This is a genomic window from Rhodococcus sp. Q (assembly GCF_005503035.1).
Classification (GTDB): domain Bacteria; phylum Actinomycetota; class Actinomycetes; order Mycobacteriales; family Mycobacteriaceae; genus Rhodococcus_G.
This window is the reverse complement of record NZ_SCOY01000005.1, coordinates 166,874-190,195: the sequence shown is the minus strand read 5'-3', so window position 1 is coordinate 190,195 and position 23,322 is coordinate 166,874. Positions and strand designations below refer to the sequence as shown.

28 protein-coding genes are annotated in these 23,322 nt (G+C 69.1%); 14 read left to right on the top strand and 14 right to left on the bottom strand.

Annotation, left to right across the window (positions count from 1 at the left end):
* Nucleotides 1-32: 32 nt before the first annotated feature.
* The 4 genes from trpC to FFS72_RS07905 form a co-directional block, all read right to left on the bottom strand.
* Nucleotides 33-842, bottom strand: a complete 810-nt coding sequence (trpC, locus tag FFS72_RS07920) for an indole-3-glycerol phosphate synthase TrpC (protein WP_137873419.1) — start codon at nucleotides 840-842, stop codon at nucleotides 33-35.
* A gap of 96 nt (nucleotides 843-938) precedes the next feature.
* Complete coding sequence (locus tag FFS72_RS07915; RefSeq protein ID WP_137873418.1) at nucleotides 939-1,625, bottom strand: TIGR02234 family membrane protein; 687 nt, start codon at nucleotides 1,623-1,625, stop codon at nucleotides 939-941.
* The gene (locus FFS72_RS07910; protein ID WP_137873417.1) at nucleotides 1,618-3,192 is read right to left on the bottom strand and encodes an anthranilate synthase component I; all 1,575 of its coding nucleotides are present in this window, start codon (nucleotides 3,190-3,192) and stop codon (nucleotides 1,618-1,620) included. The genes FFS72_RS07915 and FFS72_RS07910 overlap by 8 nt, the downstream gene beginning before the upstream one ends.
* A gap of 46 nt (nucleotides 3,193-3,238) precedes the next feature.
* A complete protein-coding gene (locus FFS72_RS07905; protein WP_137873416.1) occupies nucleotides 3,239-3,925 on the bottom strand; it encodes a hypothetical protein in 687 nt (228 codons plus the stop codon).
* A 62-nt stretch (nucleotides 3,926-3,987) separates the two neighbouring features.
* Between FFS72_RS07905 and FFS72_RS07900 the strand changes: the two genes are divergently transcribed.
* Nucleotides 3,988-4,440, top strand: coding sequence for a peroxiredoxin (locus FFS72_RS07900; RefSeq protein WP_137873415.1), 453 nt, complete (start codon nucleotides 3,988-3,990; stop codon nucleotides 4,438-4,440).
* On the opposite strand, the gene FFS72_RS07895 is transcribed toward FFS72_RS07900, so the two are convergent.
* Entirely contained in the window at nucleotides 4,437-5,219 is a 783-nt protein-coding gene (locus FFS72_RS07895) for a dioxygenase family protein (RefSeq protein WP_171018598.1), read from the bottom strand. The two genes, FFS72_RS07900 and FFS72_RS07895, sit on opposite strands and share 4 nt — an antisense overlap.
* 83 nt (nucleotides 5,220-5,302) lie before the next feature.
* Between FFS72_RS07895 and FFS72_RS07890 the strand changes: the two genes are divergently transcribed.
* Nucleotides 5,303-5,821 (top strand): MarR family winged helix-turn-helix transcriptional regulator, encoded by a 519-nt coding sequence (locus FFS72_RS07890; protein ID WP_137873414.1) that lies wholly within the window; start codon nucleotides 5,303-5,305, stop codon nucleotides 5,819-5,821.
* A 25-nt stretch (nucleotides 5,822-5,846) separates the two neighbouring features.
* Here FFS72_RS07890 and FFS72_RS07885 read toward each other — a convergent pair whose 3' ends face one another.
* The 4 genes from FFS72_RS07885 to FFS72_RS07870 form a co-directional block, all read right to left on the bottom strand.
* Nucleotides 5,847-6,026 (bottom strand): tautomerase family protein, encoded by a 180-nt coding sequence (locus FFS72_RS07885; RefSeq protein WP_137873413.1) that lies wholly within the window; start codon nucleotides 6,024-6,026, stop codon nucleotides 5,847-5,849.
* Between the two features lie 124 nt (nucleotides 6,027-6,150).
* Nucleotides 6,151-7,212: a flavin-containing monooxygenase gene (locus FFS72_RS07880; RefSeq protein ID WP_137873412.1), complete on the bottom strand. Its 1,062-nt coding sequence runs from the start codon at nucleotides 7,210-7,212 to the stop codon at nucleotides 6,151-6,153.
* Nucleotides 7,213-7,228: 16 nt separating this feature from the next.
* Nucleotides 7,229-8,452, bottom strand: coding sequence for an MFS transporter (locus tag FFS72_RS07875; protein WP_137873411.1), 1,224 nt, complete (start codon nucleotides 8,450-8,452; stop codon nucleotides 7,229-7,231).
* Between the two features lie 4 nt (nucleotides 8,453-8,456).
* Nucleotides 8,457-9,797, bottom strand: coding sequence for an NAD(P)-binding domain-containing protein (locus FFS72_RS07870; protein WP_137873410.1), 1,341 nt, complete (start codon nucleotides 9,795-9,797; stop codon nucleotides 8,457-8,459).
* 103 nt (nucleotides 9,798-9,900) lie between these two features.
* On the opposite strand from FFS72_RS07870, the gene FFS72_RS07865 reads away from it, so the two are divergent.
* The 9 genes from FFS72_RS07865 to arsA all read left to right on the top strand — a co-directional run bounded on the left by FFS72_RS07865 (nucleotide 9,901) and on the right by arsA (nucleotide 17,246).
* Nucleotides 9,901-10,767: a helix-turn-helix domain-containing GNAT family N-acetyltransferase gene (locus FFS72_RS07865; RefSeq protein WP_137873409.1), complete on the top strand. Its 867-nt coding sequence runs from the start codon at nucleotides 9,901-9,903 to the stop codon at nucleotides 10,765-10,767.
* A gap of 48 nt (nucleotides 10,768-10,815) precedes the next feature.
* Complete coding sequence (locus tag FFS72_RS07860; RefSeq protein ID WP_502704088.1) at nucleotides 10,816-11,358, top strand: DinB family protein; 543 nt, start codon at nucleotides 10,816-10,818, stop codon at nucleotides 11,356-11,358.
* A gap of 98 nt (nucleotides 11,359-11,456) precedes the next feature.
* Nucleotides 11,457-11,843: an ArsR/SmtB family transcription factor gene (locus tag FFS72_RS07855; RefSeq protein WP_137873408.1), complete on the top strand. Its 387-nt coding sequence runs from the start codon at nucleotides 11,457-11,459 to the stop codon at nucleotides 11,841-11,843.
* Nucleotides 11,840-12,940, top strand: a complete 1,101-nt coding sequence (gene arsB / locus FFS72_RS07850) for an ACR3 family arsenite efflux transporter (protein WP_137873407.1) — start codon at nucleotides 11,840-11,842, stop codon at nucleotides 12,938-12,940. Before FFS72_RS07855 ends, arsB begins: the two co-directional genes overlap by 4 nt.
* Before the next feature lie 166 nt (nucleotides 12,941-13,106).
* Nucleotides 13,107-13,523: an arsenate reductase ArsC gene (locus tag FFS72_RS07845; RefSeq protein WP_137873406.1), complete on the top strand. Its 417-nt coding sequence runs from the start codon at nucleotides 13,107-13,109 to the stop codon at nucleotides 13,521-13,523.
* A 16-nt stretch (nucleotides 13,524-13,539) separates the two neighbouring features.
* Nucleotides 13,540-14,586, top strand: a complete 1,047-nt coding sequence (locus tag FFS72_RS07840; protein WP_137873405.1) for an ArsO family NAD(P)H-dependent flavin-containing monooxygenase — start codon at nucleotides 13,540-13,542, stop codon at nucleotides 14,584-14,586.
* A 24-nt stretch (nucleotides 14,587-14,610) separates the two neighbouring features.
* Nucleotides 14,611-15,036: an arsenate-mycothiol transferase ArsC gene (locus tag FFS72_RS07835; RefSeq protein WP_137873404.1), complete on the top strand. Its 426-nt coding sequence runs from the start codon at nucleotides 14,611-14,613 to the stop codon at nucleotides 15,034-15,036.
* Entirely contained in the window at nucleotides 15,033-15,443 is a 411-nt protein-coding gene (gene arsD / locus FFS72_RS07830; RefSeq protein ID WP_137873403.1) for an arsenite efflux transporter metallochaperone ArsD, read from the top strand. The genes FFS72_RS07835 and arsD overlap by 4 nt, the downstream gene beginning before the upstream one ends.
* Nucleotides 15,444-15,458: 15 nt before the next feature.
* Nucleotides 15,459-17,246 (top strand): arsenical pump-driving ATPase, encoded by a 1,788-nt coding sequence (arsA, locus tag FFS72_RS07825; protein WP_137873402.1) that lies wholly within the window; start codon nucleotides 15,459-15,461, stop codon nucleotides 17,244-17,246.
* A gap of 75 nt (nucleotides 17,247-17,321) precedes the next feature.
* Here the strand turns inward: arsA and FFS72_RS07820 are convergent, their stop codons facing one another.
* Complete coding sequence (locus FFS72_RS07820; protein WP_137873401.1) at nucleotides 17,322-17,792, bottom strand: ArsI/CadI family heavy metal resistance metalloenzyme; 471 nt, start codon at nucleotides 17,790-17,792, stop codon at nucleotides 17,322-17,324.
* Between the two features lie 94 nt (nucleotides 17,793-17,886).
* Here FFS72_RS07820 and FFS72_RS07815 point away from each other — a divergent pair, with 94 nt between their 5' ends.
* The 3 genes from FFS72_RS07815 to FFS72_RS07800 all read left to right on the top strand — a co-directional run bounded on the left by FFS72_RS07815 (nucleotide 17,887) and on the right by FFS72_RS07800 (nucleotide 20,612).
* Nucleotides 17,887-18,246, top strand: coding sequence for an Rv2640c family ArsR-like transcriptional regulator (locus FFS72_RS07815; RefSeq protein ID WP_137873400.1), 360 nt, complete (start codon nucleotides 17,887-17,889; stop codon nucleotides 18,244-18,246).
* Nucleotides 18,247-18,646: 400 nt separating this feature from the next.
* Nucleotides 18,647-19,951: a Na+/H+ antiporter NhaA gene (nhaA, locus tag FFS72_RS07805; protein ID WP_137873398.1), complete on the top strand. Its 1,305-nt coding sequence runs from the start codon at nucleotides 18,647-18,649 to the stop codon at nucleotides 19,949-19,951.
* Nucleotides 19,952-19,997: 46 nt separating this feature from the next.
* Nucleotides 19,998-20,612 (top strand): class I SAM-dependent methyltransferase, encoded by a 615-nt coding sequence (locus FFS72_RS07800; RefSeq protein WP_137873397.1) that lies wholly within the window; start codon nucleotides 19,998-20,000, stop codon nucleotides 20,610-20,612.
* A 6-nt stretch (nucleotides 20,613-20,618) separates the two neighbouring features.
* On the opposite strand, the gene hisI is transcribed toward FFS72_RS07800, so the two are convergent.
* Genes hisI through priA form a run of 4 tightly spaced genes read right to left on the bottom strand, consistent with a single transcriptional unit; the run spans nucleotide 20,619 to nucleotide 23,310 of the window.
* Nucleotides 20,619-20,966, bottom strand: a complete 348-nt coding sequence (gene hisI, locus FFS72_RS07795) for a phosphoribosyl-AMP cyclohydrolase (RefSeq protein WP_050065114.1) — start codon at nucleotides 20,964-20,966, stop codon at nucleotides 20,619-20,621.
* Nucleotides 20,963-21,736, bottom strand: a complete 774-nt coding sequence (hisF, locus tag FFS72_RS07790) for an imidazole glycerol phosphate synthase subunit HisF (protein ID WP_137873396.1) — start codon at nucleotides 21,734-21,736, stop codon at nucleotides 20,963-20,965. Before hisF ends, hisI begins: the two co-directional genes overlap by 4 nt.
* Complete coding sequence (locus FFS72_RS07785; protein WP_137873395.1) at nucleotides 21,733-22,566, bottom strand: inositol monophosphatase family protein; 834 nt, start codon at nucleotides 22,564-22,566, stop codon at nucleotides 21,733-21,735. The genes hisF and FFS72_RS07785 overlap by 4 nt, the downstream gene beginning before the upstream one ends.
* 9 nt (nucleotides 22,567-22,575) lie before the next feature.
* Nucleotides 22,576-23,310, bottom strand: coding sequence for a bifunctional 1-(5-phosphoribosyl)-5-((5-phosphoribosylamino)methylideneamino)imidazole-4-carboxamide isomerase/phosphoribosylanthranilate isomerase PriA (priA, locus tag FFS72_RS07780; RefSeq protein ID WP_137873394.1), 735 nt, complete (start codon nucleotides 23,308-23,310; stop codon nucleotides 22,576-22,578).
* Between the last annotated feature and the right edge of the window lie 12 nt (nucleotides 23,311-23,322).

Sequence of the window (23,322 nt, the reverse complement as noted above, 5' to 3'; positions counted from 1 at the left end):
CGGTATTCGGGGGCCTGGCCGTGACCGGCCCGTCAGCGCGCGGGCTTCGGGCAGGACGGATGAGTTCCGGCCGCGACCAGATCCTTGACCGCCGTACGAGGGTCTCCGCTGGTGACCAGGCCCTCGCCGACGAGCACCGCATCGGCGCCCGCCCCGGCGTACGCGAGCAGGTCCGCGGTGCCACGGACACCGGACTCGGCGATCTTGACGACCCGGCTCGGCAGGCCCGGCGCGATGCGTGCGAACGTGTCGCGGTCGACGTCGAGGGTCTTGAGGTCGCGGGCGTTGATGCCGATGACGCTCGCCCCCGCCTCCAGTGCGCGATCGGCCTCTTCCTCGGTGTGCACCTCGACGAGGGCGGTCATGCCGAGCGACTCGGTGCGATCGAGCAGGGACGCCAGGGTGTTCTGGTCGAGGGCCGCGACGATCAGCAGGATCACGTCGGCGCCGTGGGCACGGGCCTCGTGGATCTGGTACGGGCCGACGATGAAGTCCTTGCGCAGGACGGGGATCGACACCGCCTTGCGGACGGCGTCGAGATCCGCCAGGGATCCCTTGAAGCGCCGTTCCTCGGTGAGCACGCTGATCACGCGCGCCCCACCCTCCTCGTAGGCGCGAGCCAGCGACGCGGGGTCGGTGATGGTCGACAGCTCACCCTTCGAGGGGCTGGCGCGCTTGACCTCCGCGATGACGCCGATCCCATCGGCCCGCAGCGCGGCCGCGGCATCGAGGGCAGGCGCCGCGGCGGCGGCAGCGGCCTTGACCGCGGCAAAGTCGAGCAGTGACTCGCGAGCGGCGACGTCGGCGCGCACCCCGTCGAGAATCGAATCGAGAACAGTCATCACGTCCCGAGTCCTTTCTGGGCAGTTGCCGATTGTGAGAAACGTCATCCGTACAAGCAAGCCTAGATGCCGCCCATGTCTTGACTAACGGCGGGTCTACGTGCCAGTGACCGGACCCGGTCCGTCCTGGTCGCCGCGAACATCGTCGGGGCGATCGTCATCGGTGGGATCGTCGCCCGCGTCGAGCGCATCCCACAGGACCCGTTGGCTCGGTGGCTCGTTCGATTCCCGACGTTTGACGGCGTCGTCGCGCCGCGCCGCCGGAGCCGCGTACTTCGACGACAGTCCAGCAGCGACCGACGCCTTGCGCAGTAGCAGGATCGCCGCGGCGAGCGCCGCCACTCCCCCGACGATCACCAGCAACGCAGGCGTCGTGGACACCGCGGTACTCGTCACGTCCGCCCGGTCGGGCAGCTCGGCGAGCCGTCCCGCCCGGTCGTCGTCGACGTTGGACGTCAGCAGGGTCACCGCAGGCACGATCGCCGCGACGGCGACCACGGCAACCAGGAGCGCGACCACGCGCAGCGCCCACCCGCGGACCGCGAACGAGGCCGCGATCGCGGCGAGCAGTGCCAGGGCCAGCGGAGTCGTGGCGGCCGCCCACGTGCCCCCGTCGAGTGCGGTGGTGCGCGCCTCCCCGAGTCCGTCGAACGAGTCCACCCGCACCCACGTCATCCTCGACGCCGCCCACAGGCACAGTGCCGCCACCGCCAACAGCAGCACCGGCAACGCCGCCGTGACGGGAGACCGCCGTGCGGTGGGCTCGGCCTCGGATTCAGACATCGTGACCGCCGAGGGTGCGCAGGGTGCCCGCGGCGGCGATCGCGCTGAGCGCGGACATCGCCTTGTTCCTGGCCTCCGTGTCCTCGTACACGGGATCCGAGTCGGCCACGACGCCCGCACCCGCCTGCACGTACGCGACCCCGTCCTTGACCAGTGCCGAGCGGATCGCGATCGCGGTGTCCGCGTCGCCTGCGAAATCGAGGTAGCCGACGATGCCGCCGTAGATGCCGCGGCGAGTCGGTTCGAGTTCGTCGATCAGCTCCATCGCGCGGACCTTCGGCGCGCCGGACAGGGTGCCCGCCGGGAAGCACGCGGTGACGGCGTCGAGAGCGTGGTTTCCTTCTGCGAGGCGTCCCGTCACCGTCGACACCAGATGCATGACGTGGCTGTAACGCTCGACATGCCGATAGTCGTGCACCTTCACGGTGCCCGGCTCGCACACGCGGCCGAGATCGTTGCGGCCGAGGTCGACGAGCATCAGGTGCTCGGAGTTCTCCTTCTCGTCCGCGATCAGGTCCTTCTCGAGCAGAAGGTCCTCCTCCTCGGTACTGCCGCGCCAGCGAGTGCCCGCGATGGGGTGCGTGGTCGCAGTGCCGTCCTTGACGGTGACCAGGGACTCGGGGCTCGACCCGACGATCGCGAACGCGGTGCCGCCGTCGCCGTCCGGGACGTTGACGAGATACATGTACGGGCTCGGATTGGACGCGCGCAGCATCCGGTAGATGTCCACGGGCGCGGCGTCGGTGTCCATCTCGAATCGCTGCGAGAGCACCACCTGGAACGCCTCACCGGCCTCGATCTCAGAGATCAGGCGGCGCACGTCGGCGCCGAACTCCTCGGTGGTGCGTTGGCGGCGGAACTCCGGAGCGGGGGTCGTGAACGTCGACACCGTCGACGGCGCCGGGGCGCCGAGAGCCCGGGTCATCTCGTCGAGTCGGGCGACGGCGTCGTCGTACGCCTCGTCGACCCGCTCGTCGCTGCCGTCCCAGTTGACGGCGTTCGCGATCAGCGTGATGGCGCCCTCGTGGTGGTCGACCGCAGCGAGATCCGTCGCGAGCAACATCACCATCTCCGGGATGTGCAGGTCGTCGACGGCGTGGCTGGGAAGCCGTTCGAGCCTGCGCACGACGTCGTAGCCGAGGAAGCCGACCATGCCGCCCGTCAGTGGCGGCATGTCCGGGAGTCGCTCGCTACGGAGCAGTTCGAGGGTCTGCCCGAGCGCGGCGACGGGGTCACCGCCGGACGGCGCGCCTGCGGGGACGTTGCCGTACCACGCGGCCTCGCCGTCGACGACGGTCAGCGCCGCGGGAGATCCGACACCGATGAACGACCATCGCGACCAGGAGCGCCCGTTCTCGGCCGACTCCAGGAGGAAGGTGCCGGGCCGGTCGGCCGCGAGCTTGCGATACGCGGACAGTGGGGTCTCGGAGTCCGCCAACACCTTTCGAGTGACCGGCACGACCCGGTGTTCGGCCGCGAGCGCGCGGAACTGCGCGCGGGAGGTGGTGGCTGCGGCTGTGTCGGCTGCAGCGGGTGCGGAGGGAACGGTGGTTGGCTCGCCGGACATGACGTCAATCATGGCAGGAGCGGTCGGACGCGACTGCGATGGCTGCCTACCAGACGTCGCGGTCCAGCGGCCTCGGCAGCGGTGCGAGTGCGCCGGCGTCCCGCAACAGGCGGTAGGCCCGCGCAACCGCGGCAGGTTCCATACCCACCTCGACCAGGATCCCGCCCGCGACGGGCTCTCGATGCCCGGTCGTCAGGTCGTCGGGCACGAGGGCCGCGCGCCCCGCGGACAGGTATGCGAGGCGTCCGATCACGGGGTCGCCCACGCTGTATCCCGCGTCGTCCTCGAGCGCATCGAGGATGTCGTCGTCCGTCGCGTCGCCGAAGTCCGGATCCCATACGCGGGTCAGGGCGGCGAGGAGCTGCGTCTCGGGCAGCACCCGACTGTCGGGTGCCGTGAGGCCGATCACCAGCGACTGCAGCAGGTACTGCGGTGCGCCTCCGGCCAGGCCACTGACCTCGATCTCACACCCGGACGCCGCGGTGCCGGCCAGTCGCAGGCCCATCCCGACCAGGTCCGACCAGCCCTCCTCTGCCTGAGCCGCGCGCAGGGCTCGCAGGAGTGACACCCGGTCCGGCACGAAGGCGGCGGGCGGCCGGGACGCGCTGACGTGCTGCCATCGCACGCCGGGGAGCAGCTCGTCGATCGCCGTCACCGTCGACAGCCACCGGTCCGCGACCGCGTCGACCGATTCCGGCCGCGGCCCCCAGAAGCCCCGCACAATGGTCCGCATCCCGCCGACCGTATTCGATGCGGGCGACCCTCGTACCCTCGGCGCCCACGTACTCTCGGCGCATGAATCCCGGTGACAAGGCCCCCGACTTCGCGCTCCCCGACCAGTCCGGCACGGTCCGGAAGCTGAGCGAGCTCGTCGCGGACGGGCCGCTGGTGCTGTTCTTCTACCCGGCCGCGAACACGCCGGTGTGCACCGCCGAGGCGTGCCATTTCCGCGACCTGGCCGACGAGTTCGCCGCCGTGGGCGCATCCCGGGCCGGGATCTCGACGGATGCGGTGGAGACCCAGTCGTCGTTCGCCGCGGCGAAGTCGTTCGACTATCCGCTGCTGTCCGATGCGGACGGCGCGGTGGCGGAGCAGTTCGGCGTGCGGCGTGGGTTGCTGGCGAAGTTCATGCCGGTGAAGCGGACGACGTTCGTCATCGGGTCGGATCTCACGATTCTCAAGGTGATCGCCAGCGAACTTCGCGCCAACACGCACGCCGATCAGGCGTTGGAGTTCCTGCGGCGTTAGGCCAGTTGCAGGGACCGCTTGGACAGGCCCATCCAGAATCCGTCGATGACCTGGTCGGGTGTCTGCTCGACGTCGCTGGACGCGCCGAGCGCGACGAACAGCGGCGCGAAGTGCTCGATCGTCGGGTGCGCGTAGGGCATGCCGGGCGCCTGGGCACGGAAGTCGACCAGCGCGTCGACATCACCTGCCGCGAGGCGTTCGGCTGCCCAGGCGTCGAACTCCCGAGACCAGCCGGGCGCGGTGGCGTTCGGCGTCCAGTCGCGCAGGAACGGCAGTCCGTGGGTGGTGAAGCCGGACCCGACGATCAGAACGCCGTCGTCGCGCAGGGGTCGCAGTCGTTCGCCGAGGTGGAGCAGCCGCTGCGGGTCGAGGGTCGGCAGGGAGATCTGCAGGACCGGGACGTCGGCATCGGGGTACATGACGGTGAGCGGGACGTAGGCGCCGTGATCGAGCCCCCGGTCGGGCTGGTGGTACACGGGTTCGTCGTCGGGCATCAGCGACGCAACGGTCCGGGCCAGGTCGGGCGCTCCGGGCGCCGCGTATCGCACGCGGCGGTACTTGGGGTCGAAGCCGCCGAAGTCGTAGACGAGCGGAGTTCCCGTGGTGACCGTCCCGATGGTCAACGGTGCGGATTCCCAGTGCGCCGACACCATCAGCACGGCTTTCGGCCGGGGCAGATTCCGCGACCAGGCCGCGAGTTCGGAGACCCACAGTTCGTCGTCGACGAGCGGCGGGGCACCATGGCTGAGGTACAGCGCCGGCATGGCGAGGTCCGTCATGTCCACTCCTTTGAGTTGAAGCTTCAACTATCATAGGAGTCAACGCACGAGTTCGACAAGTATTCCAAGGGGGGCAGCTCCGGATGGCCGAGTCACACGGCGACGAAGAGACGAGCGGGAACGACGGCGGGACCCGCTGGCTGACGGACGAGCAACAGCGGGCCTGGCGTGAACTCGTCGCGCTGTGCACGCGACTGCCCGCCGCACTCGACACCCAACTCCAGCGCGACGCCGAGCTCAGCCATTTCGAGTACTTCGTGCTCGCGGTGCTGTCCGAGGCACCGAAGCAGCGCCTGCAGCTCAACGCCCTCGCATCCGCGGCGAACGCGTCCCTGTCCCGCCTCTCCCATGTCGTGACACGCCTCGAGAAGGCCGGCTGGGCGCAGCGCGAACCGATCGTCGGAGCGCGCGGCTCCTACGCCGTCCTCACACCCGCGGGTCTCGCCAAGGTCGTCGCAACGGCCCCCGGACATGTCGCAACCGTGCAGGCGCTCGTGTTCGACGGACTCGACGACGAGCAGGTCCGCACCCTCGCCACCCTGGGCGCCGCGATGGTCGAGCAACTCGACCGCACGATCGCCCAGGGCACCGGCAAGGCGTGAGCCGTGCGAATGAGACTCTCCCGAGTCAGGCCAGTGGAGTACCGCCGACGCCCCAGTTCTCCCCGGGGACCTCGGTGATCGTCACCCACACCTTGGCGGGATCCTTGCCGCTCGCCTCGGCGTAGGCCCGCGTCACGCCTTCGATCACGGCGCGCTTCTGCTCGGCGGTGAGACCCGGTGTCTGACTGATCTGAATCATCGGCATGCGACGAACTGTGCCACAGCTCCAATGGCGACGAGTGACCCGTCGGGCATCTCTCGATCGGACCGATCACACGCCGCCAGGGCCGCATCGAACTCGGCTCGACATCGTCGAATGGCGCTGAATATCAAGCAGTTCGCACGCTCGCTTGCCGGTTCCACTGCGTGACGAGGTACTTGGCGTCACGGCCGACGCCGCGTAGTGACGCGGAGGAGAGGCTGCGTTGCCATTCGAGGCCGATGTAGCCGAGACCGTTATGGGTGGTGGACAGGCCTTTTCGGTGGCGAGGGCGCCCACTGGCGGTGAGTGCTCCGAGGTTGGAGAAGTAGGGAAGGTGCGGGATGTAACCCGTCGCGAGGATGATCGTGTCCACCTCGGTGGTGGTGCCGTCCGGCCAGAGCGCGGTGCGCCCGGCAAGGCCGGTGAACATCTCGCGGGCCCGAGGCTTTCCGTTGGCGACGGCGGATCGGTAGCGGCCGGCGTCGAACACCGGCGCGGTCGAGGGCCCGCGGATTCGATGCCCGATGGGGAGGGTGTCGAGGCCGGTGACAGTGAACCAGAAGTGCATGTCGCGGCCAAGAGGCCGTTGGGGCACGAACTTCGGCGGTGTGCGGCTCGCGAGCGTGACGCGCGCAGTGGCGGCGAGTTCGGCTGCGATCTGGACGGCGGAGTTCCCGGCGCCGACGACGATGACGTCTTCGCCGGTGCGGTCGGTGGGGTTGCGATAGGCGCCGGCGTGGATGATCGTGCCTGTGAACGTGTCCTGGCCGGGCAGCGCCGGGATATGGGGTGATCCGAATCCGCCGGTGGCCGCGACGATCCGCGGTGCAGTGAAGGTTTCCCCGGTGTCGGTGGTGGCGGTGTAGAGGTGGCCGTCGTGTGTGACGGTCTCGACGCGCTGGTTGACGTGGATGTCGGCATCCAGGGTCTTAGCGTAGAGCCGCAGGTAGTCGACGACTTCGTCGCGGCGCGGGTATCGGTCGCCGTCGCCGGGGAACGGAAGTCCTGGCAGGGCACTGTATTTCGCGGGCGAGAACAAGGTGAGGCTGTCGTAATAGCGAGGCCAGGATCCGACGGGTTCGTCGGACGCCTCGAGCACCGCGGTGCTGAGGTTTGCGCAGCGCAGGGCGTGGGCGGCGGCGAGACCGGATTGTCCGCCGCCGATGACAATGGCGTCGTAGTCGGGCATCAGGAGTCCTTGCGGGTCAGGGTGCGGGTTCGGCGGTGCGGCTGGGAACGGAGACGGAGGCGACTCCGGCCGCGAGGAGTGCGATGGCGCCGAGGACGAGGTAGGTGCGGGCGTAGCTGCCTGTCCAGTCGGACAGGGCGGTGCCGGCCCAGGGTGCGAGTGCCATGACGATGACGATGGGGGCGGACATCAGGCCGTTGAGGCGGCCGTAGTGGGCGGCGCCCCAGCGGTCGGTGATGGCGGTGGCTTGGACGAGGGTGAACAGTCCACGGATCAGGCCGGCGCCGATCGCGACGGTGATCAGGGTGGCGACCGTGGTCACAACACCCAGAAGTGCTGTACTGACGGCGGTAGCGACGAGAACACCGATGGCCCGGCTGCGAGCCGAGGTGCGGGCCGCGAGGGGCAGGTAGCCGATGCGGCCGAGGAGCTGTCCCGCCCCACTCAGGCCGAGGGTCAAAGCCGCCAGCGACGGGGAGAACCCTTGTTCGATGAGCAGTGGCACGAGGTTGAACACGCCGGCGAAGGCAGCGAACGCGCCGAGGCTCAGTGCGACGACGAGAGCGAGGAACGCGGGACTGCGGGAGGCGTCGCGGTGATCGGTGACGTCGCCGTGCGCCGGCGCCGGCGGGTGAGGCCAGCGACCGCGCAGTCCCCACAGGTGGGCGGGGATGGTGATGACGGCGAGGATCGCCGCGAGGACGAGATAGGTGGCGCGCCAGTCGGTTCGCTCGACCAGCGTCGCGGCGAGCGGCGCGAAGACGGTGCTCGCCAGGCCCGCGGCGAGGGTGAGGATCATCAGCGCCTTGACGTAGCTGTCCCCGTACCAGCGGGTCAGGGCCGCGAACGCGGGCGGATAGAGGACGCCGCCCATCGCGATACCGGCGACGATCCAGCCGGCGTAGAACGTGGGCAGGTTGCGTGCGGTTGCGATGAGAAGCAGTGCGGGCACGGCGAGTACGGAGCCGGCGGTCATGATGGCGCGTGGGCCGATGCGGTCGATGATTCGGCCGACGGGGATGCCGGTGAACGCAGCGGCGAGCTGGCCGATCGAGAACGCGGCCATGATCGTCTGCAGGGACCAGCCGGTGTCGTCCGCGATGGACACCGACAGCACGGGGAACGCGTAGTACAGGATTCCCCAGCTGGTGATCTCCGTCAGGCACAGGATCGCCAGGACCCGCCGCAGACCGGCCGCGGGGAGTGTGTCGGTCTGCGGCGGGGCCTTGGTTTCCGTCATCGGGCTATCGTGACCCGCCGGGTGCGGCCAGGGTGACAAGTTCCGGTTCCGGTGTGCCGCAGCAGCCGCCCTCGGAGGCGTCCGCGTCGGGCTCGTCGAACACCCCTGCGCCGCCACACACGCCGGTTTCGGGGAGGATCAGCTCGACTCGGGCGGCGGCGTCGTGATCGCCGGCGATCGCGGCGGCGATGCTGCGGACCTGCTCGTACCCCGTCATGGCCAGGAACGTCGGTGCGCGGCCGTAGCTCTTCATTCCGGCCAGGTAGAAGCCGGGTTCGGGGTGGCTCAGTTCCTTGGCTCCGTGCGGGTAGACGGTGCCGCAGGAGTGCACATTCGGGTCGATCAGTGGGGCCAGCTCGGTCGGGGCCTGCAGGACCGGATCGAGGCCGAGGCGGATCTCCGACAGCCAGGACAGCTCGGGCCGGAACCCGGTGAGCACCACGACCCGGTCGACACCCTCAACCCGCTGACCGGCGTCGGAGACCAGGGCAATCTGGTTCTGATCGGCGGGTTCGACTGCGGCGGTGCGGAACCCGGTGACGACGTGCAGCAGGCCGTCGTCGACCGCCTTCTTTGCCTTGAGACCCAGCGCGCCGCGGGCGGGCAGCTGGTCGGCTTCGCCGCCACCAAACGTGGAGGTGACGTCGCCGCGGCGCAGGATCCACGTAATCCGGGTGCCGGGCGTTTCCTTCTCGAGCGCGGCGAGAGCAACGATGGCGTTGAGTGCCGAGTGGCCGCCGCCGGCGATCGCGGTGTGCTTGCCCGCGTACTGCGCGCGAACTGCCGGGTCGTCGCGGTCCGGGACGCGGTACTCGATGACGTCGGCCGCAGCCTTCTCACCGAGTGCCGCCAGCCCTTCGCCGCCGAGGGGGTTCGGGTTTCCCCAGGTGCCGGAGGCGTCGATGACCGCCTGCGCGAGCACGCGTTCCTCGGTCCCGTCGGCGCGGCGGATGTGCACGGACAGCGGTTCGGTTTCGCGGCCGGCGTCGACGACACGGTCGCGGCCGCGGCGGGCGACGCCGACGACCTCGGTGCCGAACTGCACGGCGTCACCGAGCGCGGCGGCCAGCGGGACGAGATATTCGCGGACCCACTCCTGCCCGGTCAGATACGCCTCATCGTCGGGGGCGTTCCAACCCGACAGGTCGAGTAGGCGGCGGGCGGCGGGGTCGATGACCTCCGACCAGCGGGAGAACAGCCGAATGTGGTTCCACTCGGCCACCGCAGCGCCTGCGCCGGATCCGCGCTCGAACACCAGCGGGGTCAGTCCTCGTTCGCGCAGCTCGGCGGCGGCGGCGAGGCCGATCGGGCCGGCGCCCACAACAACGACGGGCAGGTCAGACACAACAAACACCCTTTCATCGACGTTCATCGATCAACTTCAAATGCGACTGTATCGACGTTCATCGATGAATGCAACCATCGACGGACATCGATATAGTGGAGACATGACCTCCCTGGAGATGCCGGTCGTTCGGACCACCCGCCCCGCCGGGGGCGAGGCACTGGCGACCGAGGACGCTGCGACCTACGCCAGCTGGTTCGCGTGCCTGGCCGAACCGACCCGGGTGCGACTGCTGCATCAGGTCGCGAGCACCCCCGCCGGGATCACGGTCGGTGAGCTGGCCGAGGCACTCGGGGTCGGGCAGCCGACCGTCTCGCACCACGTTCGCAAGCTCGCTGACGTCGGGTTCGTCAACGTCCACAAGGACGGCACCAGCACCGTCGTGGTCGTCAACCCAGCGTGCTGCACCGGCCTTCCGCAGGCCGCAGATGTGGTCATGGGCACCCTCGCGCTGCGCCCCTGCTGCCCGGACGACCTACCCGCCGACGTCACCGTCCGCCCGATGGAAAATGGCGACTGGGATGCGGTGCGCCGCATTTACGGCGAGGGCATCGCCACCAAGGTCGCGACCTTCGCCACCGAGGTCCCCGCCCGCGACGTACTCGACGCACAGTGGCTACCCGGGCACAGGTGGGTCGCCGAGATTGACGGCGCCGTCATCGGTTGGGCCGCCCTGAGCCCGGCGTCGGGCCGCGACTGTTATCGCGGGGTCGCGGAGAACTCGGTGTACGTCGCGGACGGGATGCGGGGCCGCGGCGTCGGCAAAGCGCTCCTGCGCACCCAGGTCATTGCCGCCGACCAGGACGGCCTGTGGACCCTGCAGACGTCGATCTTCCCCGAGAACCGTGCCAGCATTGCCCTGCATCACTCCGCCGGATTCCGCACCGTCGGTGTGCGCGAATGCATCGCGCAACTCGACGGGCAGTGGCGTGACACCGTCTTCCTCGAACGTCGCTCACCCGGGCGTTAGGCGTGGCCGCGCACTGAGGCCAGATGACACCGTGTGCGGAGGCGCGTGATGGACATGCATATGGATCCGTCCGAGTCGGTTGATCGTGCGGCGATTGCCGCCGATCTCGAGCGGGCGCGGGTTTCGCTGCATGAGCTCCTTGATTGCATGGGCGCCAATGATTTCGAGCGTTCCTCGAGCGGCACCCGGTGGACGAACGAGCAGTTGCTGTTCCATATGGTCTTCGGCTACATGGTCGTCCGTCGGCTGCTCGTGCTGGTGCGGATGTTCGCTCGGCTGCCTGGCGGCGTGAGCCGGGTGTTCGCGCGGGCCCTGGACGCCGCAACTCCGGTGTTCGACAAGGTCAACTACCGGGGATCTTGCATGGCGGCACGCGTGTTCGATCGGCGGCGGATGGGGCGCAAATGCGACCGCGTCATCGAGTCCCTTCAACGCCGTCTCGCCAATGAATCCGACGCCGCGCTCCACTCGGGCATGCATTTCCCGACGCGATGGGATCCGTTCTTCGCCGACTTCATGACCCTCGAGCAGGTCTATCGATACCCCGGCAGGCACTTCGACTTCCATCGGGACCAGCTCGCACTCGGCTGAGTGCTCAGCCCTGCCCTGCCTCGGACGACTGTTCATCCCGTCGAACGTTCACCTGAGGCTTTGTTGCGCAGTGATTCGATACCTGTCAATATTGATACATGTCGAATCAACGTCAGCAGGATGACGGAGCCTGCTGCTCGCCGCTGGTGCGCGAGCCCCTGACCGAGGACTGGGCCGGGGACCTGGCCCGGATGTTCAAGGCCCTAGGGGACCCGGTACGCCTACGGCTGCTGTCGCTGGTCGCCTCTCACGCCGGAGGCGAGGCGTGCGTCTGCGACATCTCCGGGTCGTTCGACCTGTCGCAGCCGACGATCTCCCACCACCTCAAGGTGCTGCGCGAGGCCGGCCTCCTGGACTGCGAGCGACGCGGCACCTGGGTGTACTACTGGGTGATCCCGTCGGCCCTACAGCAGCTCTCGGCGGTGCTGCTCACCGAGGGTGGGCCCACGGCGGTGTCGGCGCAGTGCGTGGAGGCCACGGCGTGAGCAAGACCGTGACCACAGCGGAGCATCCGGCTGTCGTCGGCAAGCTCTCCACCCTCGACCGCTACCTGCCCGTCTGGATCGGCGCGGCGATGGTCGCCGGACTGCTGCTGGGCCGGTGGATTCCCGGGTTGAACACTGCGATCGAGAAGGTGCAGATCGACGGGATCTCGCTGCCAATCGCCCTCGGACTGCTGATCATGATGTACCCGGTGCTGGCGAAGGTCCGCTACGACCGCCTCGATACCGTCACCGGCGACCGCAAACTCCTCGTCAGCTCACTGGTGCTGAACTGGGTAATCGGTCCGGCGTTGATGTTCGCCCTCGCCTGGATATTCCTGCCGGATCTGCCCGAGTACCGGACCGGCCTGATCATCGTCGGCCTCGCCCGCTGTATCGCGATGGTGATCATCTGGAACGACCTCGCGTGCGGTGACCGCGAGGCGGCCGCCGTCCTGGTCGCGATCAATTCGGTGTTCCAGGTGGTCATGTTCGCCGTGCTGGGCTGGTTCTACCTCTCGGTCCTCCCCGGCTGGCTCGGCCTGGAGCAGACAACCATCGACACCTCACCGTGGCAGATCGCCAAGTCGGTGCTGATCTTCCTCGGCATCCCCCTGCTCGCCGGCTACCTGACACGCCGTTACGGCGAGAAGGCGAAGGGTCGCGACTGGTACGAGCAGAAGTTCCTGCCGCGGATCGGGCCGTGGGCGCTGTACGGCCTCCTGTTCACCATCGTCGTGCTCTTCTCGCTGCAAGGCGACCAGATCACGTCGCACCCCGTCGACGTCGTGCGGATCGCCATCCCCCTGTTGGCGTACTTCGCGCTCATGTGGGGTGGCGGCTACCTGCTCGGTGCCGCGCTGGGCCTCGGCTACGAGCGCACCACGACGCTCGCGTTCACGGCGGCGGGCAACAACTTCGAACTCGCCATCGCGGTCGCGATCGCCACCTACGGCGCCACGTCCGGGCAGGCGCTGGCCGGGGTGGTCGGGCCGCTGATCGAGGTCCCCGTCCTCGTCGGCCTCGTGTATGTCTCACTCGCGCTGCGTAAGCGCTTCACCCCCACCACGAGATTGTCCGTGTCGGCCACGAAGCCCTGATCCGATCAGTCGCTCGACGAGGGAACTGCACACTGACCAACACCGGTCGCAGCCAGAACTGCTGGTGCCGCAGGATCAGCGTCCTGTTCCGCGAGCTCGCGTCCACCGCTATCACCTGACTGACTCGTCCAGTCCGTCCGATCCTCCTCTTCGAAAGGGACTGTGCATGTCCACCACCCCGAGTGTCCTGTTCGTCTGCGTGCACAACGCCGGACGATCCCAGATGGCCGCGGGCTTCCTCACCGCGCTGGCCGGAGATCGGATCGAGGTCCGCTCCGCCGGCTCCGCGCCCGCCGACCAGGTCAACCCGGCCGCCGTCGAGGCGATGGCAGAGGTCGGGATCGACATCTCCACGCAGAACCCGAAGATTCTCACCGTCGACGCTGTCCAGGCCTCCGACGTGGTGATCACCATGGGGTGCGGCGACACCTGCCCGGTCTTCCCCGGCAAGTCCTACCGCGACTGGGTCCTCGAGGACCCGGCCGGCCAGGGCGTCGAGGCGGTCCGCCCGATCCGCGACAAGATCAAGACCAAGGTCGAGGCGTTGATCGTGGAGCTGACTACCGCCTCCACCGGCCGCTGACCAGCAGGTTGAGCTGATGGCGACGAGTGTCGATGTGGTCGTGATCGGCGGCGGCCAGGCAGGTCTGGCGGCCGGCTACTACCTGCGGCGCACCGGGCACCGGTTCGTGATCCTCGACGACCAGCCCACGCCGGGCGGGGCGTGGCCGCACATGTGGCCGTCGCTGCGCCTGTTCTCTCCGGCGGAGTACGCGCCCCTGCCGGGGTGGCCGATGCCCCACTGGCGCGACGGGTTCCCGCCCGCGAGTCATGTCGTGGACTACCTCACCGCCTACGAAGCCCGCTACGACCTGCCGGTCGAGCGTCCGGTGCGGGTGACCGCGGTCCGCCGCGACGGCAGCGACCTGATGGTCGAGGCGGGTGCCCGGATATGGCGGGCACGCCGGGTCATCAGCTCCACCGGGACCTGGCAGCAGCCATTTTGGCCGATCTACCCCGGAGCGCGCACCTTCACGGGTCGCCAGTTGCACACCGTTGACTACCGCACCCCGGACGAGTTCGCCGGCGCCGACGTGGTGGTCGTCGGGGGCGGCAACTCCGCTGCCCAGCTCGTCGCGGAGATCTCGACGACCGCGTCGACCACGTGGGTGACCAGCCGGCCACCGCGGTTCCTTGCCGACGGCGTCGACGGGCGGGCGCTGTTCGAGGTCGCGGCACGCCGCGCCGCAGCCCTGGCCGCCGGGCGTCCCGATCCCGGCGGCGTCGCGGCTCTCGGTGACATCGTGATGGTTCCGGAGGTGCTGGCCGCCCGTGAACGTGGTGCGCTGACAGCCCTGCCGATGTTCGACCGCCTCACCACGGACGGGGTCGCCTGGGGTGACCGTCGGCAGCACGCCGACATCGTGGTGTGGGCGACGGGGTTCCGGCCCGCACTAGGCCATCTGAGGCCGCTACGGCTGCGCGGCCACGATGGCGCCGTACCCACCATCGGGACCCGCGCGCTGAAGGAACCGCGCCTGCACCTGCTCGGCTACGGCGACTGGACCGGACCAGGGTCGGCCACGATCCTCGGCGTGGGCCGCACCGCCAAATCCGCTGTCGCCGAACTCGACCTCGACGACTGACCGATCCCTGAAAGGACCATTTCGATGAGCACACCCTCGGTGCTGTTCGTGTGCGTGAAGAACGGCGGCAAGTCCCAGATGGCGGCCGGGCTGATGCGCACCGCCGCCGGCGACACCGTCACCGTGCACTCCGCCGGCACCAAACCCGGCACCGCCGTCAACGCCCTCTCGGCCGAGTCCCTGCTCGAGGTCGGCATCGACATCACCGCCGAGACTCCAAAACCGGTCGACCCGCAGCTGGTCCGCGACGTCGACGTCGTGGTCACCCTCGGCCGCGAAGCCCACGTCGACGAGGTGCCGGGCACCGCATTCGAGAACTGGGACACCGACGAGCCGTCCGAACGCGGCATCGACGGCATCGAGCGGATGCGCCTCGTGCGCGATGACATCGCCGCCCGCGTCACCGACCTCGCCACCCGCATCACCCAACAGCACCAGGAGATCCGTTGAGCACCATCGAAGTTTTCGAACCCGCCCTCTGCTGCAACACCGGCGTCTGCGGTGACGATGTCGACCAGGCGTTGGTGACCTTCTCCGCCGACATGGACTGGGTCCGCTCCCAGGGCGGCGAGATCGCCCGATTCAACCTGGCCAGTGAGCCGCTGGCCTTCGCGCAGCGGGAAGCGGTCGCCGCGTTCCTGAAACTGTCGGGTTCGGAGGGACTGCCGCTGGTCCTCGTCGACGGTGTCACCGCGATCACCGGCCGCTACCCGGACCGGGCCCAGCTCGCGAAGTGGGCAGGCCTCGACGAACCGGCCCCCGTCGCCGCGCCGGCAGGGATCACGATGCTCGGGTTGGCCGCCACCACCGACACCGGATCCTGCTGCGCCGACGATACGAACTCGACCTGCTGCTGAGAAGGACTGCTCCACATGAAGTTTCTCGACAACCCGCCCCGCTTCCTGTTCTTCACCGGCAAGGGCGGGGTCGGGAAGACCTCCATCGCGTGCGCCTCGGCGATCGCCCTCGCCCGCGCCGGCAAGAGGGTGCTGCTCGTGTCCACCGACCCGGCGTCGAACGTCGGGCAGGTGTTCGGACTGACCATCGGGAACACCATCACCGCCGTGCCTGCGGTGCCGGGTCTGTCCGCACTCGAGATCGACCCGCAGCAGGCCGCCGACGCCTACCGGGAACAGATCGTCGGGCCGGTGCGCGGGCTGCTGCCCGACGCCGAGATCGCCTCGATCACCGAACAGCTCTCGGGGTCGTGCACCACCGAGATCGCCTCGTTCAACGAGTTCACAGCGCTGCTCACCGACACCGACGGTGTCACTGACGGGTTCGACCACGTCGTGTTCGACACGGCCCCGACCGGCCACACCATCCGGCTGCTTCAACTCCCCGGCTCGTGGACCGTGTTCCTCGACGACGGCAAGGGCGACGCTTCGTGCCTCGGCCCGCTCGCCGGTCTCGACAAGCAGCGCGGCATCTACGCCGACGCCGTCGGCGCTCTCGCCGACCCCGACCGCACCCGTCTGGTGCTGGTGACCCGGGCGCAGCGGGCACCGATCGCGGAAATCGCCCGCACCCAGACCGAACTCGCCGACATCGGCCTGACCCATCAGTACGTCGTCGTCAACGGACTCCTCCCCACGCCGGACGGGCGCGACGCCCTCGACACGGCGATCCACCGCCGCGAACACGCCCTCCTGGACGCGCTGCCGGAGAACCTGCGTACGTTGCCTGTCGACGAGGTCGATCTCAAACCCACCAACATGGTCGGCATCGACGCCCTCGACTCGCTGTTCACCGCGACCACTACGGTCGGCGACGAACCGACTACCCCTACCGCCGGGTCGGGCGCAGCGGCCGATGCGGCGTCGCTGTCAGCTCTCGTTGACGAGATCGCCGCCGACGATCACGGGCTGATCATGTTCATGGGCAAGGGCGGCGTCGGGAAAACCACGCTCGCCGCGGCGGTCGCGGTCGCCCTGGCCGAGCGTGGCCATCAGGTGCACCTGACCACCACCGACCCCGCCGCGCACCTGACCGACACCCTCGCCGGCGCCGTCGCGGGCCTCGAGGTCTCGCGCATCGACCCGGCCGAGGCCACCGAGCAGTACCGCGCCCGCGTCCTCAAATCCAAGGGAGCAGCGCTCGACGAGCAGGGCCGCGCCGCACTTTCCGAGGACCTGAAATCGCCGTGCACCGAGGAAGTCGCCGTATTCCAGGCGTTCTCGCGGGTCATCCACGAGTCCCGACGCCGGTTCGTCGTCGTCGACACCGCCCCCACCGGGCACACCCTGCTGCTCCTCGACGCCACCGGTTCCTACCACCGCGAGATCGCCCGGCAAATGGGCGACAGTACTCAATTCACCACCCCGCTGATGCGGCTGCAGCACCCCGACGAGACCAAGGTCGTCCTGGTCACCCTCGCTGAGACCACTCCGCGCCTCGAAGCGGCGGGCCTGCAGGCCGACCTCGAGCGCGCCGGTATCCAACCCTGGGCGTGGGTGGTCAACAACTCCCTTGCCGCAGCGGCACCGTCCTCGCCGCTGCTGCGGCGTCGCGCGCAGGCAGAGGCCACCGAACTGGCCACCATCACCGCCGAACACGCCACCCGATGCGCCGTAGTACCGATGCTCGCCACCGAACCCGTTGGTGTCGAGGCACTGCGGGCACTGACTCGAGAAGGCTTCGAGGACAGCGCAGCCCAGTGAGCACGCCCGCTGCCACCCGCGACTGTGCAGTCAAGTTCGGCCGCCGAGTCGGCGGCCGAACTCGTGCTCCGGCGCTCAGCAGCAGGACGACTCGGCGGGTGTCTCCTCGGCGGATGCGGTGCCGCAGCACACGCCGCCTGCGGGCTCGATGTCGAGGTGCCGGGGGCTGGAGCCGAAGGTGTCGGAGTCGGCGAGGACGGTGTAGACCTCCCACTTCTCCCCCGCCGGGCCGGTGACCCACACCTTGTCCTGGGTGGCGAAGCAGCAGGTGGTGCCGATCTCCTCGTCGGTGAACAGACCCTCCCCGGTCAGGCGGGCGATCTCCTCGTGCACCTTCGCCGACGATTCGACCTCGACGCCGAGGTGATTGACGGTTCCGCCCTGGCCCGGGTTCTCGAGCAGCACCAGCTTGAGCGGCGGTTCCGCGATCGCGAAGTTCGCGTAGCCGGGCTTCAGCTTCGTCGGCTGGGTGTTGAACAGCTTGGAGTAGAAGGCGACCGATTCCTGCAGGTCGTCGACGTTGAGAGCGAGCTGGGCGCGTGACATGACAGCCTCCATGGGTGTGACATATGTCGAATAAGTACGTCTACAGAGTCGCCACCATTTCGACATAAGTCAAGTAGGTCGGTAGCATTCGGTCATGCCCAAGGCCCTGCCGATCGTCGACGTCACAGCTCCCATCTGCTGCGCCCCGGTGTCCGCCGCGCCGATGAGCGACGACGCTGCCCTACAGGTGGCGCTTCGACTCAAGGCCCTCGCCGATCCGGTCCGGATCAAGCTGATGTCGATCCTGCTCACCGCGGACAACGGCGAGGTCTGCACCTGCGACCTGGCCACCGGCGTCGGGCTCGCCGAATCGACCGTCAGCCATCACCTCGGCCAACTCAAGAGGGCCGGCATGGTCGAGCCCACCCGCCGCGGGATGAACGTCTTCTACAGCGCCCGTGCCGACTCCCTCGACGCGCTCCGCCTCGTGCTCGACCCGAACTGCTGTCGCTAGTTTCGGGAGAGCGAGAACGGCGCAAGGCACAACCCCAGGCGCGGACGGTGTGCACCGCCGCGGGGCCAGGATGCGAGGGCGGCGGGGCGACCGCCGGTAGGATAGACGGATGCACCGTGCCGACTCCAGCCTTGCCTGGGATCCGTACGAGCTTTCTACGGTCCCCCCGTTCATCGCGCGAACAAGGGCGCTCCGCCTACCGAATCGGCCCAGGCTCGACCGGAACGAATTCCCCGGCGGAACGAACGGGTACACGACTTTGTGGGGCACCAACGCGCACGGCAAACTCGCCGGCTGCCCACCCTCTCGGCGCTGACCGCTGCCCTGGACCGCCACGACGGTCCGACTCGATCGCAGACGCCGAGGTCCCGGCGTCCCACGATCCGCACGGAAAGACCTCATGAGCCGACCTTTCGCCAACCTCCCACTGTTCACGCCGGGCTCCTGGCCCGAGACGTCGCGGATCGCCGCGATCCTCCGCAAGGAAACCGTCGGCGGCATTCTGCTGCTGATCGCCGCGGCCACCGCCCTGATCTGGGCGAATTCCCCCTGGTCGGCGAGCTACTACACGATCAGCGACTTCACGATCGGGCCGGCGGGCCTGCACCTGAACCTGCCACTGTCCCTGTGGGCCGCGGACGGCCTGCTCGCGATCTTCTTCTTCGTCGTCGGCCTGGAACTCAAACGCGAGTTCGTCGCCGGGGACCTGCGCGACCCCAGGCGGGCCGCGCTGCCTGTCATGGCGGCCATCGGCGGCATGCTGGTGCCCGCCGTCATCTTCGTCGTCGTGACCGTCAGTTCAGGTTCGGGCGGGGTCCACGGCTGGGCGATTCCGACCGCGACGGACATCGCTTTCGCCGTGGCGATCCTCGCCGTGATCAGCTCGCACCTGCCCCTGGCGCTGCGCACCTTCCTGCTGACCCTGGCGGTGGTCGACGACCTGCTGGCGATCACCGTGATCGCGGTCTTCTACACCGACGAGATCCACTTCGCGTACCTCGGCGCCGCACTGATTCCGCTGGCCCTGTTCGCGATCGCGGTCCAGAAACGCATCCGAACCTGGTGGATTCTCATCCCACTCGCCGTCGTCACCTGGGCGCTGCTGCACCAGTCCGGGATCCACGCCACGATCGCGGGTGTCGCCCTCGGCCTCACCGTCCCCGTCCTCCGGAGCAAGGCTGCGGGCGGACCCGACGCGGGTCCCGGCCTCGCCGAGCACTTCGAGCACCGAATCCGGCCGTTCTCAGCAGGATTCGCCGTCCCCGTGTTCGCGTTCTTCGCGGCAGGTGTGACGGTCGGCGGCATCGACGGATTCCTCAACACCCTCACCGACCCCGTGGCCATCGGCATCATCGCGGGTCTCGTGATCGGCAAGGCGGTCGGCATCACCGGGGCCAGCTACCTGACGGCGAAGGTCACCCGCACCGGCCTGTCGGAGGGACTGCGCTGGCTCGACGTCGCCGCCGTAGCACTCCTCGGCGGCATCGGATTCACGGTGTCGCTCCTCATCGGTGATCTCGCCTTCGCCGGTGACGAGACGCGTATCGACCACGTCAAGGTCGGTGTCCTCGTCGGCAGCCTCGTGTCGGCGATGCTCGCGACCATCGCGCTCCGCATTCGCAACCGTGCGCATCGCGAACTGTACGAGCGACAGGAAGACGACTCCGACAACGACGGAATCCCGGACGTCTACCAACGCCCGTGACCCCTGCGCGTGGGATGCTGGACCCTGGAACCGAAGGAGAGCGATCATGGGGTTCTACGACGATCATTTCGTACCGCGCCTGGTCAACGTCTCGTGCGGCCTGTCCTCACTCGAGCACCTGCGCCGCAGCGCGTGCTCCGGACTGCACGGACGCGTCGTCGAGATCGGATTCGGGTCGGGGCTGAACATTCCGTTCTACCCGGACACCGTGGACTCCGTCGCCGCCGTGGAACCGGCCGACCTCGGCTGGAAGCTGGCGCAATCGCGGCTCGCGACGGCGAGCGTGCCGATCGAACGGTCCGGCCTCGACGGGCAGTCGTTGCCGTTTCCCGACGACAGTTTCGACTGCGCCCTGTCCACGTGGACGATGTGCACCATCCCCGACGTCCACACCGCCCTGCTCGAGATGCGCCGCGTGCTGAAGCCGGGCGGGACGCTGCACTTCGTCGAGCACGGGCTGGCCCCGGACGAGGGCGTGCAGCGCTGGCAGCGGCGCCTCGAGCCGATCCAGAAGCGGGTCGCCGGGGGCTGCCACCTCACCCGGCAGATCCCCGACCTGGTGCGCGAGGGCGGCTTCGAGATCCAGGATCTCGACACCTTCTACGAGCACGGCGTCCCGAAGGTGCTCGGTGCGCTGTCGCTCGGCGTCACCTCGCCCTGAGCAGCGTCAGGGACGCGCGAGCAGCACGTCGGAGTCGAAGCAGGTGTGGGTGCCGGTGTGGCACGCCGCGCCCTCCTGATCGACGACGAGCAGCACGCTGTCGCCGTCGCAGTCGAGGCGCACCTCGTGCACGTACTGGGTGTGCCCGGACGTCTCGCCCTTGACCCAGTACTCCTGCCGGGACCGCGAAAAGTACGTTCCCTTACGGGTTTCCAGCGTCCGGGCGAGGGCTTCGTCGTCCATCCAGGCGACCATGAGCACGTCACCGGTGGACCGTTCCTGCGCGACGGCGCTGAACAGGCCGGCCTCGTTCCGCTTGAGGCGAGCCGCAATGGCGGGGTCGAGTGTGCTCATCGGACCGTGATCCCCTCTGCACGCATGGATGCCTTGACGTCACCGATCGTCATGTCACCGAAGTGGAAGACGCTCGCCGCGAGCACGGCGTCGGCGCCGGCCTGCACCGCGGGAGCGAAGTGCTCGACGAGGCCCGCACCGCCGCTGGCGATCACCGGAACGTGCACGGCGGCCCGGACGGCGCGGATCATCGACAGGTCGAACCCGGCCTTCGTGCCGTCGGCGTCCATCGAGTTCAGCAGGATCTCCCCCACTCCCAACTCGGCTCCGCGCTGCGCCCACTCGACGGCGTCGATACCGGTGCCGCGCTTGCCACCGTGCGTGGTGACCTCCCAGCCGGACGCGGTCGGTTCCTGACCCGCGGGGACGGTGCGCGCGTCGACGGACAGCACGATGCACTGCGCACCGAACCGCTGCGACATCTCCCGCAGCACCTCGGGCCGGGCGATCGCGGCGGTGTTGACGCCGACCTTGTCGGCGCCCGCGCGCAGCAGCCGATCGACGTCGTCGACGGTCCGCACGCCGCCGCCGACGGTGAGCGGAATGAACACCTGTTCCGCGGTGCGCGTCACGACGTCGATCATCGTCCCGCGGTCGCCGCTGGACGCGGTCACGTCGAGGAAGGTCAGCTCGTCGGCGCCCTGCGCGTCGTACGCGGCAGCCAATTCCACCGGGTCGCCCGCGTCCCGCAGGTTCTCGAAGTTGACGCCCTTGACCACACGGCCCGCGTCGACGTCCAGACACGGGATGACCCGTACCGCCACACTCATGTCGATCCTTCCCGACTTCCGCCGTCCCGATAGTCTCCCGGGTCACCCAGGGAGACGAGAATGTCCAAGATCTGTTCGTGCACACCCGGCGCGGCCGCGAGCACCGACCGCGACCCGAGGTGCCACGGCTGCCCGGACAGGTCGGTGACGACCCCGCCCGCCGCCCGCACGAGCGCGACACCCGCCGCGTTGTCCCACGGGTGGTACCCGTACACGACCGACGCACCCAGCACGCCCGCCGCGGTGAACGCCAGGTCCGCACCGGTCGACCCGTGCATCCGCAACCGCCGGCACACCCGGCTCACCTCGCCGAGCGCCCGCACCCGGAACTCGCCCGGAATCGGTCCACGCCCGTCCAGGTTGAACGCCCCGAACCCGACCATTGATTCCGCCAGGTCCCTCGGCGCCAGCCGAGGCAGTTCCTCACCGTTGCAGTACAGCGGACCGTCGACGGTCGCGGCGTACCGCCGGTTCATCATCGGCAACCACGTCAATCCGAGGATCGGATCGCCGTCCCGCAGGAGCGAGAGCAGGATTCCCGCCATCGGCAGCCCCGCCGAGTAGTTCAGGGTGCCGTCGACGGGATCGAGGACCCACACCAGGCCGCTACCGAGGTCCGGCCCACCGAACTCCTCGCCGTGCACCGGAATTCCCGTGCGGGCGACGAGCTCGGCGGAGATCCGCTCCTCGAGCTCGAGGTCGACGGCCGTCGCAAAGTCCTTCGGCCCCTTGGCAACCGCGCTCGGTGCCCCGACTCCGGCGACGAATCGATCCACGGCCCCGTCGAGCACACCCGCGGCCACCGCGAGCAACTCGTGTGGGTCCGTCATACGGCGAGACTATCCGGAGACCGCGGCGAGGGCCTCGGGCAGTGTGAAGCGGCCGGCATACAGCGCCTTGCCGATGATCGCGCCCTCGACACCGAGACCGGACAGACCGGCGATGTCGACGACGTCCTGCAGGACGGAGATGCCGCCGGACGCGACGACGGGAGCGTCGGTGGCGGCGCACACCTCGCGGAGCAGGTCGAGGTTCGGGCCGGTGAGGGTGCCGTCCTTGGAGACGTCGGTGACGACGTAGCGTGCGCACCCGTCGCGGTCGAGCCGGGCGAGCGTCTCGAACAGGTCGCCGCCCTCGGTGACCCACCCGCGGCCGCGGAGCTGGTAGCGGCCGTCGACGTTCCGGACGTCGAGTCCGACGGCGATCTTGTCGCCGAAGCGAGCGATGGCACTCGCGCACCACTCGGGGTTCTCGATGGCGGCGGTGCCGAGGTTGACGCGGGCACAGCCGGTGGCCAGTGCCGCCTCGAGGGAGGCGTCGTCGCGGATACCACCCGACAGCTCGACCTTCACGTCGAGTTCGCCGATGACACCTGCGAGCATGTCGCGGTTGGAGCCACGCCCGAATGCGGCGTCGAGGTCGACCAGATGCACCCACTCGGCGCCTGCGTTCTGCCAGGAGAGTGCGGCGTCGCGTGGCGAGCCGTAATTCGTCTCGCTGCCTGCCTCTCCCTGAACGAGGCGAACAGCTTGACCGTCGACGACATCTACCGCAGGCAAAAGGACCAGGCTCACGTGCGTGAAGAT

Coding starts and splice junctions, on each gene's coding strand:
- FFS72_RS07910 (WP_137873417.1), bottom strand. CDS start 3,192: ATGTCCGGCGAGCCAACCACCGTTCCCTCCGCACCCGCTGCAGCCGAC.
- hisF (WP_137873396.1), bottom strand. CDS start 21,736: ATGAGTGTGGCGGTACGGGTCATCCCGTGTCTGGACGTCGACGCGGGC.
- hisI (WP_050065114.1), bottom strand. CDS start 20,966: ATGAGCACACTCGACCCCGCCATTGCGGCTCGCCTCAAGCGGAACGAG.
- FFS72_RS07865 (WP_137873409.1), top strand. CDS start 9,901: ATGACCTCCCTGGAGATGCCGGTCGTTCGGACCACCCGCCCCGCCGGG.
- arsA (WP_137873402.1), top strand. CDS start 15,459: ATGAAGTTTCTCGACAACCCGCCCCGCTTCCTGTTCTTCACCGGCAAG.
- FFS72_RS07800 (WP_137873397.1), top strand. CDS start 19,998: ATGGGGTTCTACGACGATCATTTCGTACCGCGCCTGGTCAACGTCTCG.
- FFS72_RS07815 (WP_137873400.1), top strand. CDS start 17,887: ATGCCCAAGGCCCTGCCGATCGTCGACGTCACAGCTCCCATCTGCTGC.
- FFS72_RS07885 (WP_137873413.1), bottom strand. CDS start 6,026: ATGCCGATGATTCAGATCAGTCAGACACCGGGTCTCACCGCCGAGCAG.
- FFS72_RS07890 (WP_137873414.1), top strand. CDS start 5,303: ATGGCCGAGTCACACGGCGACGAAGAGACGAGCGGGAACGACGGCGGG.
- FFS72_RS07785 (WP_137873395.1), bottom strand. CDS start 22,566: ATGACGGACCCACACGAGTTGCTCGCGGTGGCCGCGGGTGTGCTCGAC.
- nhaA (WP_137873398.1), top strand. CDS start 18,647: ATGAGCCGACCTTTCGCCAACCTCCCACTGTTCACGCCGGGCTCCTGG.
- FFS72_RS07860 (WP_502704088.1), top strand. CDS start 10,816: ATGGACATGCATATGGATCCGTCCGAGTCGGTTGATCGTGCGGCGATT.
- FFS72_RS07845 (WP_137873406.1), top strand. CDS start 13,107: ATGTCCACCACCCCGAGTGTCCTGTTCGTCTGCGTGCACAACGCCGGA.
- FFS72_RS07855 (WP_137873408.1), top strand. CDS start 11,457: ATGTCGAATCAACGTCAGCAGGATGACGGAGCCTGCTGCTCGCCGCTG.
- trpC (WP_137873419.1), bottom strand. CDS start 842: ATGACTGTTCTCGATTCGATTCTCGACGGGGTGCGCGCCGACGTCGCC.
- FFS72_RS07840 (WP_137873405.1), top strand. CDS start 13,540: ATGGCGACGAGTGTCGATGTGGTCGTGATCGGCGGCGGCCAGGCAGGT.
- FFS72_RS07835 (WP_137873404.1), top strand. CDS start 14,611: ATGAGCACACCCTCGGTGCTGTTCGTGTGCGTGAAGAACGGCGGCAAG.
- FFS72_RS07915 (WP_137873418.1), bottom strand. CDS start 1,625: ATGTCTGAATCCGAGGCCGAGCCCACCGCACGGCGGTCTCCCGTCACG.
- FFS72_RS07875 (WP_137873411.1), bottom strand. CDS start 8,452: ATGACGGAAACCAAGGCCCCGCCGCAGACCGACACACTCCCCGCGGCC.
- FFS72_RS07820 (WP_137873401.1), bottom strand. CDS start 17,792: ATGTCACGCGCCCAGCTCGCTCTCAACGTCGACGACCTGCAGGAATCG.
- FFS72_RS07900 (WP_137873415.1), top strand. CDS start 3,988: ATGAATCCCGGTGACAAGGCCCCCGACTTCGCGCTCCCCGACCAGTCC.
- FFS72_RS07905 (WP_137873416.1), bottom strand. CDS start 3,925: ATGCGGACCATTGTGCGGGGCTTCTGGGGGCCGCGGCCGGAATCGGTC.
- FFS72_RS07895 (WP_171018598.1), bottom strand. CDS start 5,219: ATGACGGACCTCGCCATGCCGGCGCTGTACCTCAGCCATGGTGCCCCG.
- FFS72_RS07880 (WP_137873412.1), bottom strand. CDS start 7,212: ATGCCCGACTACGACGCCATTGTCATCGGCGGCGGACAATCCGGTCTC.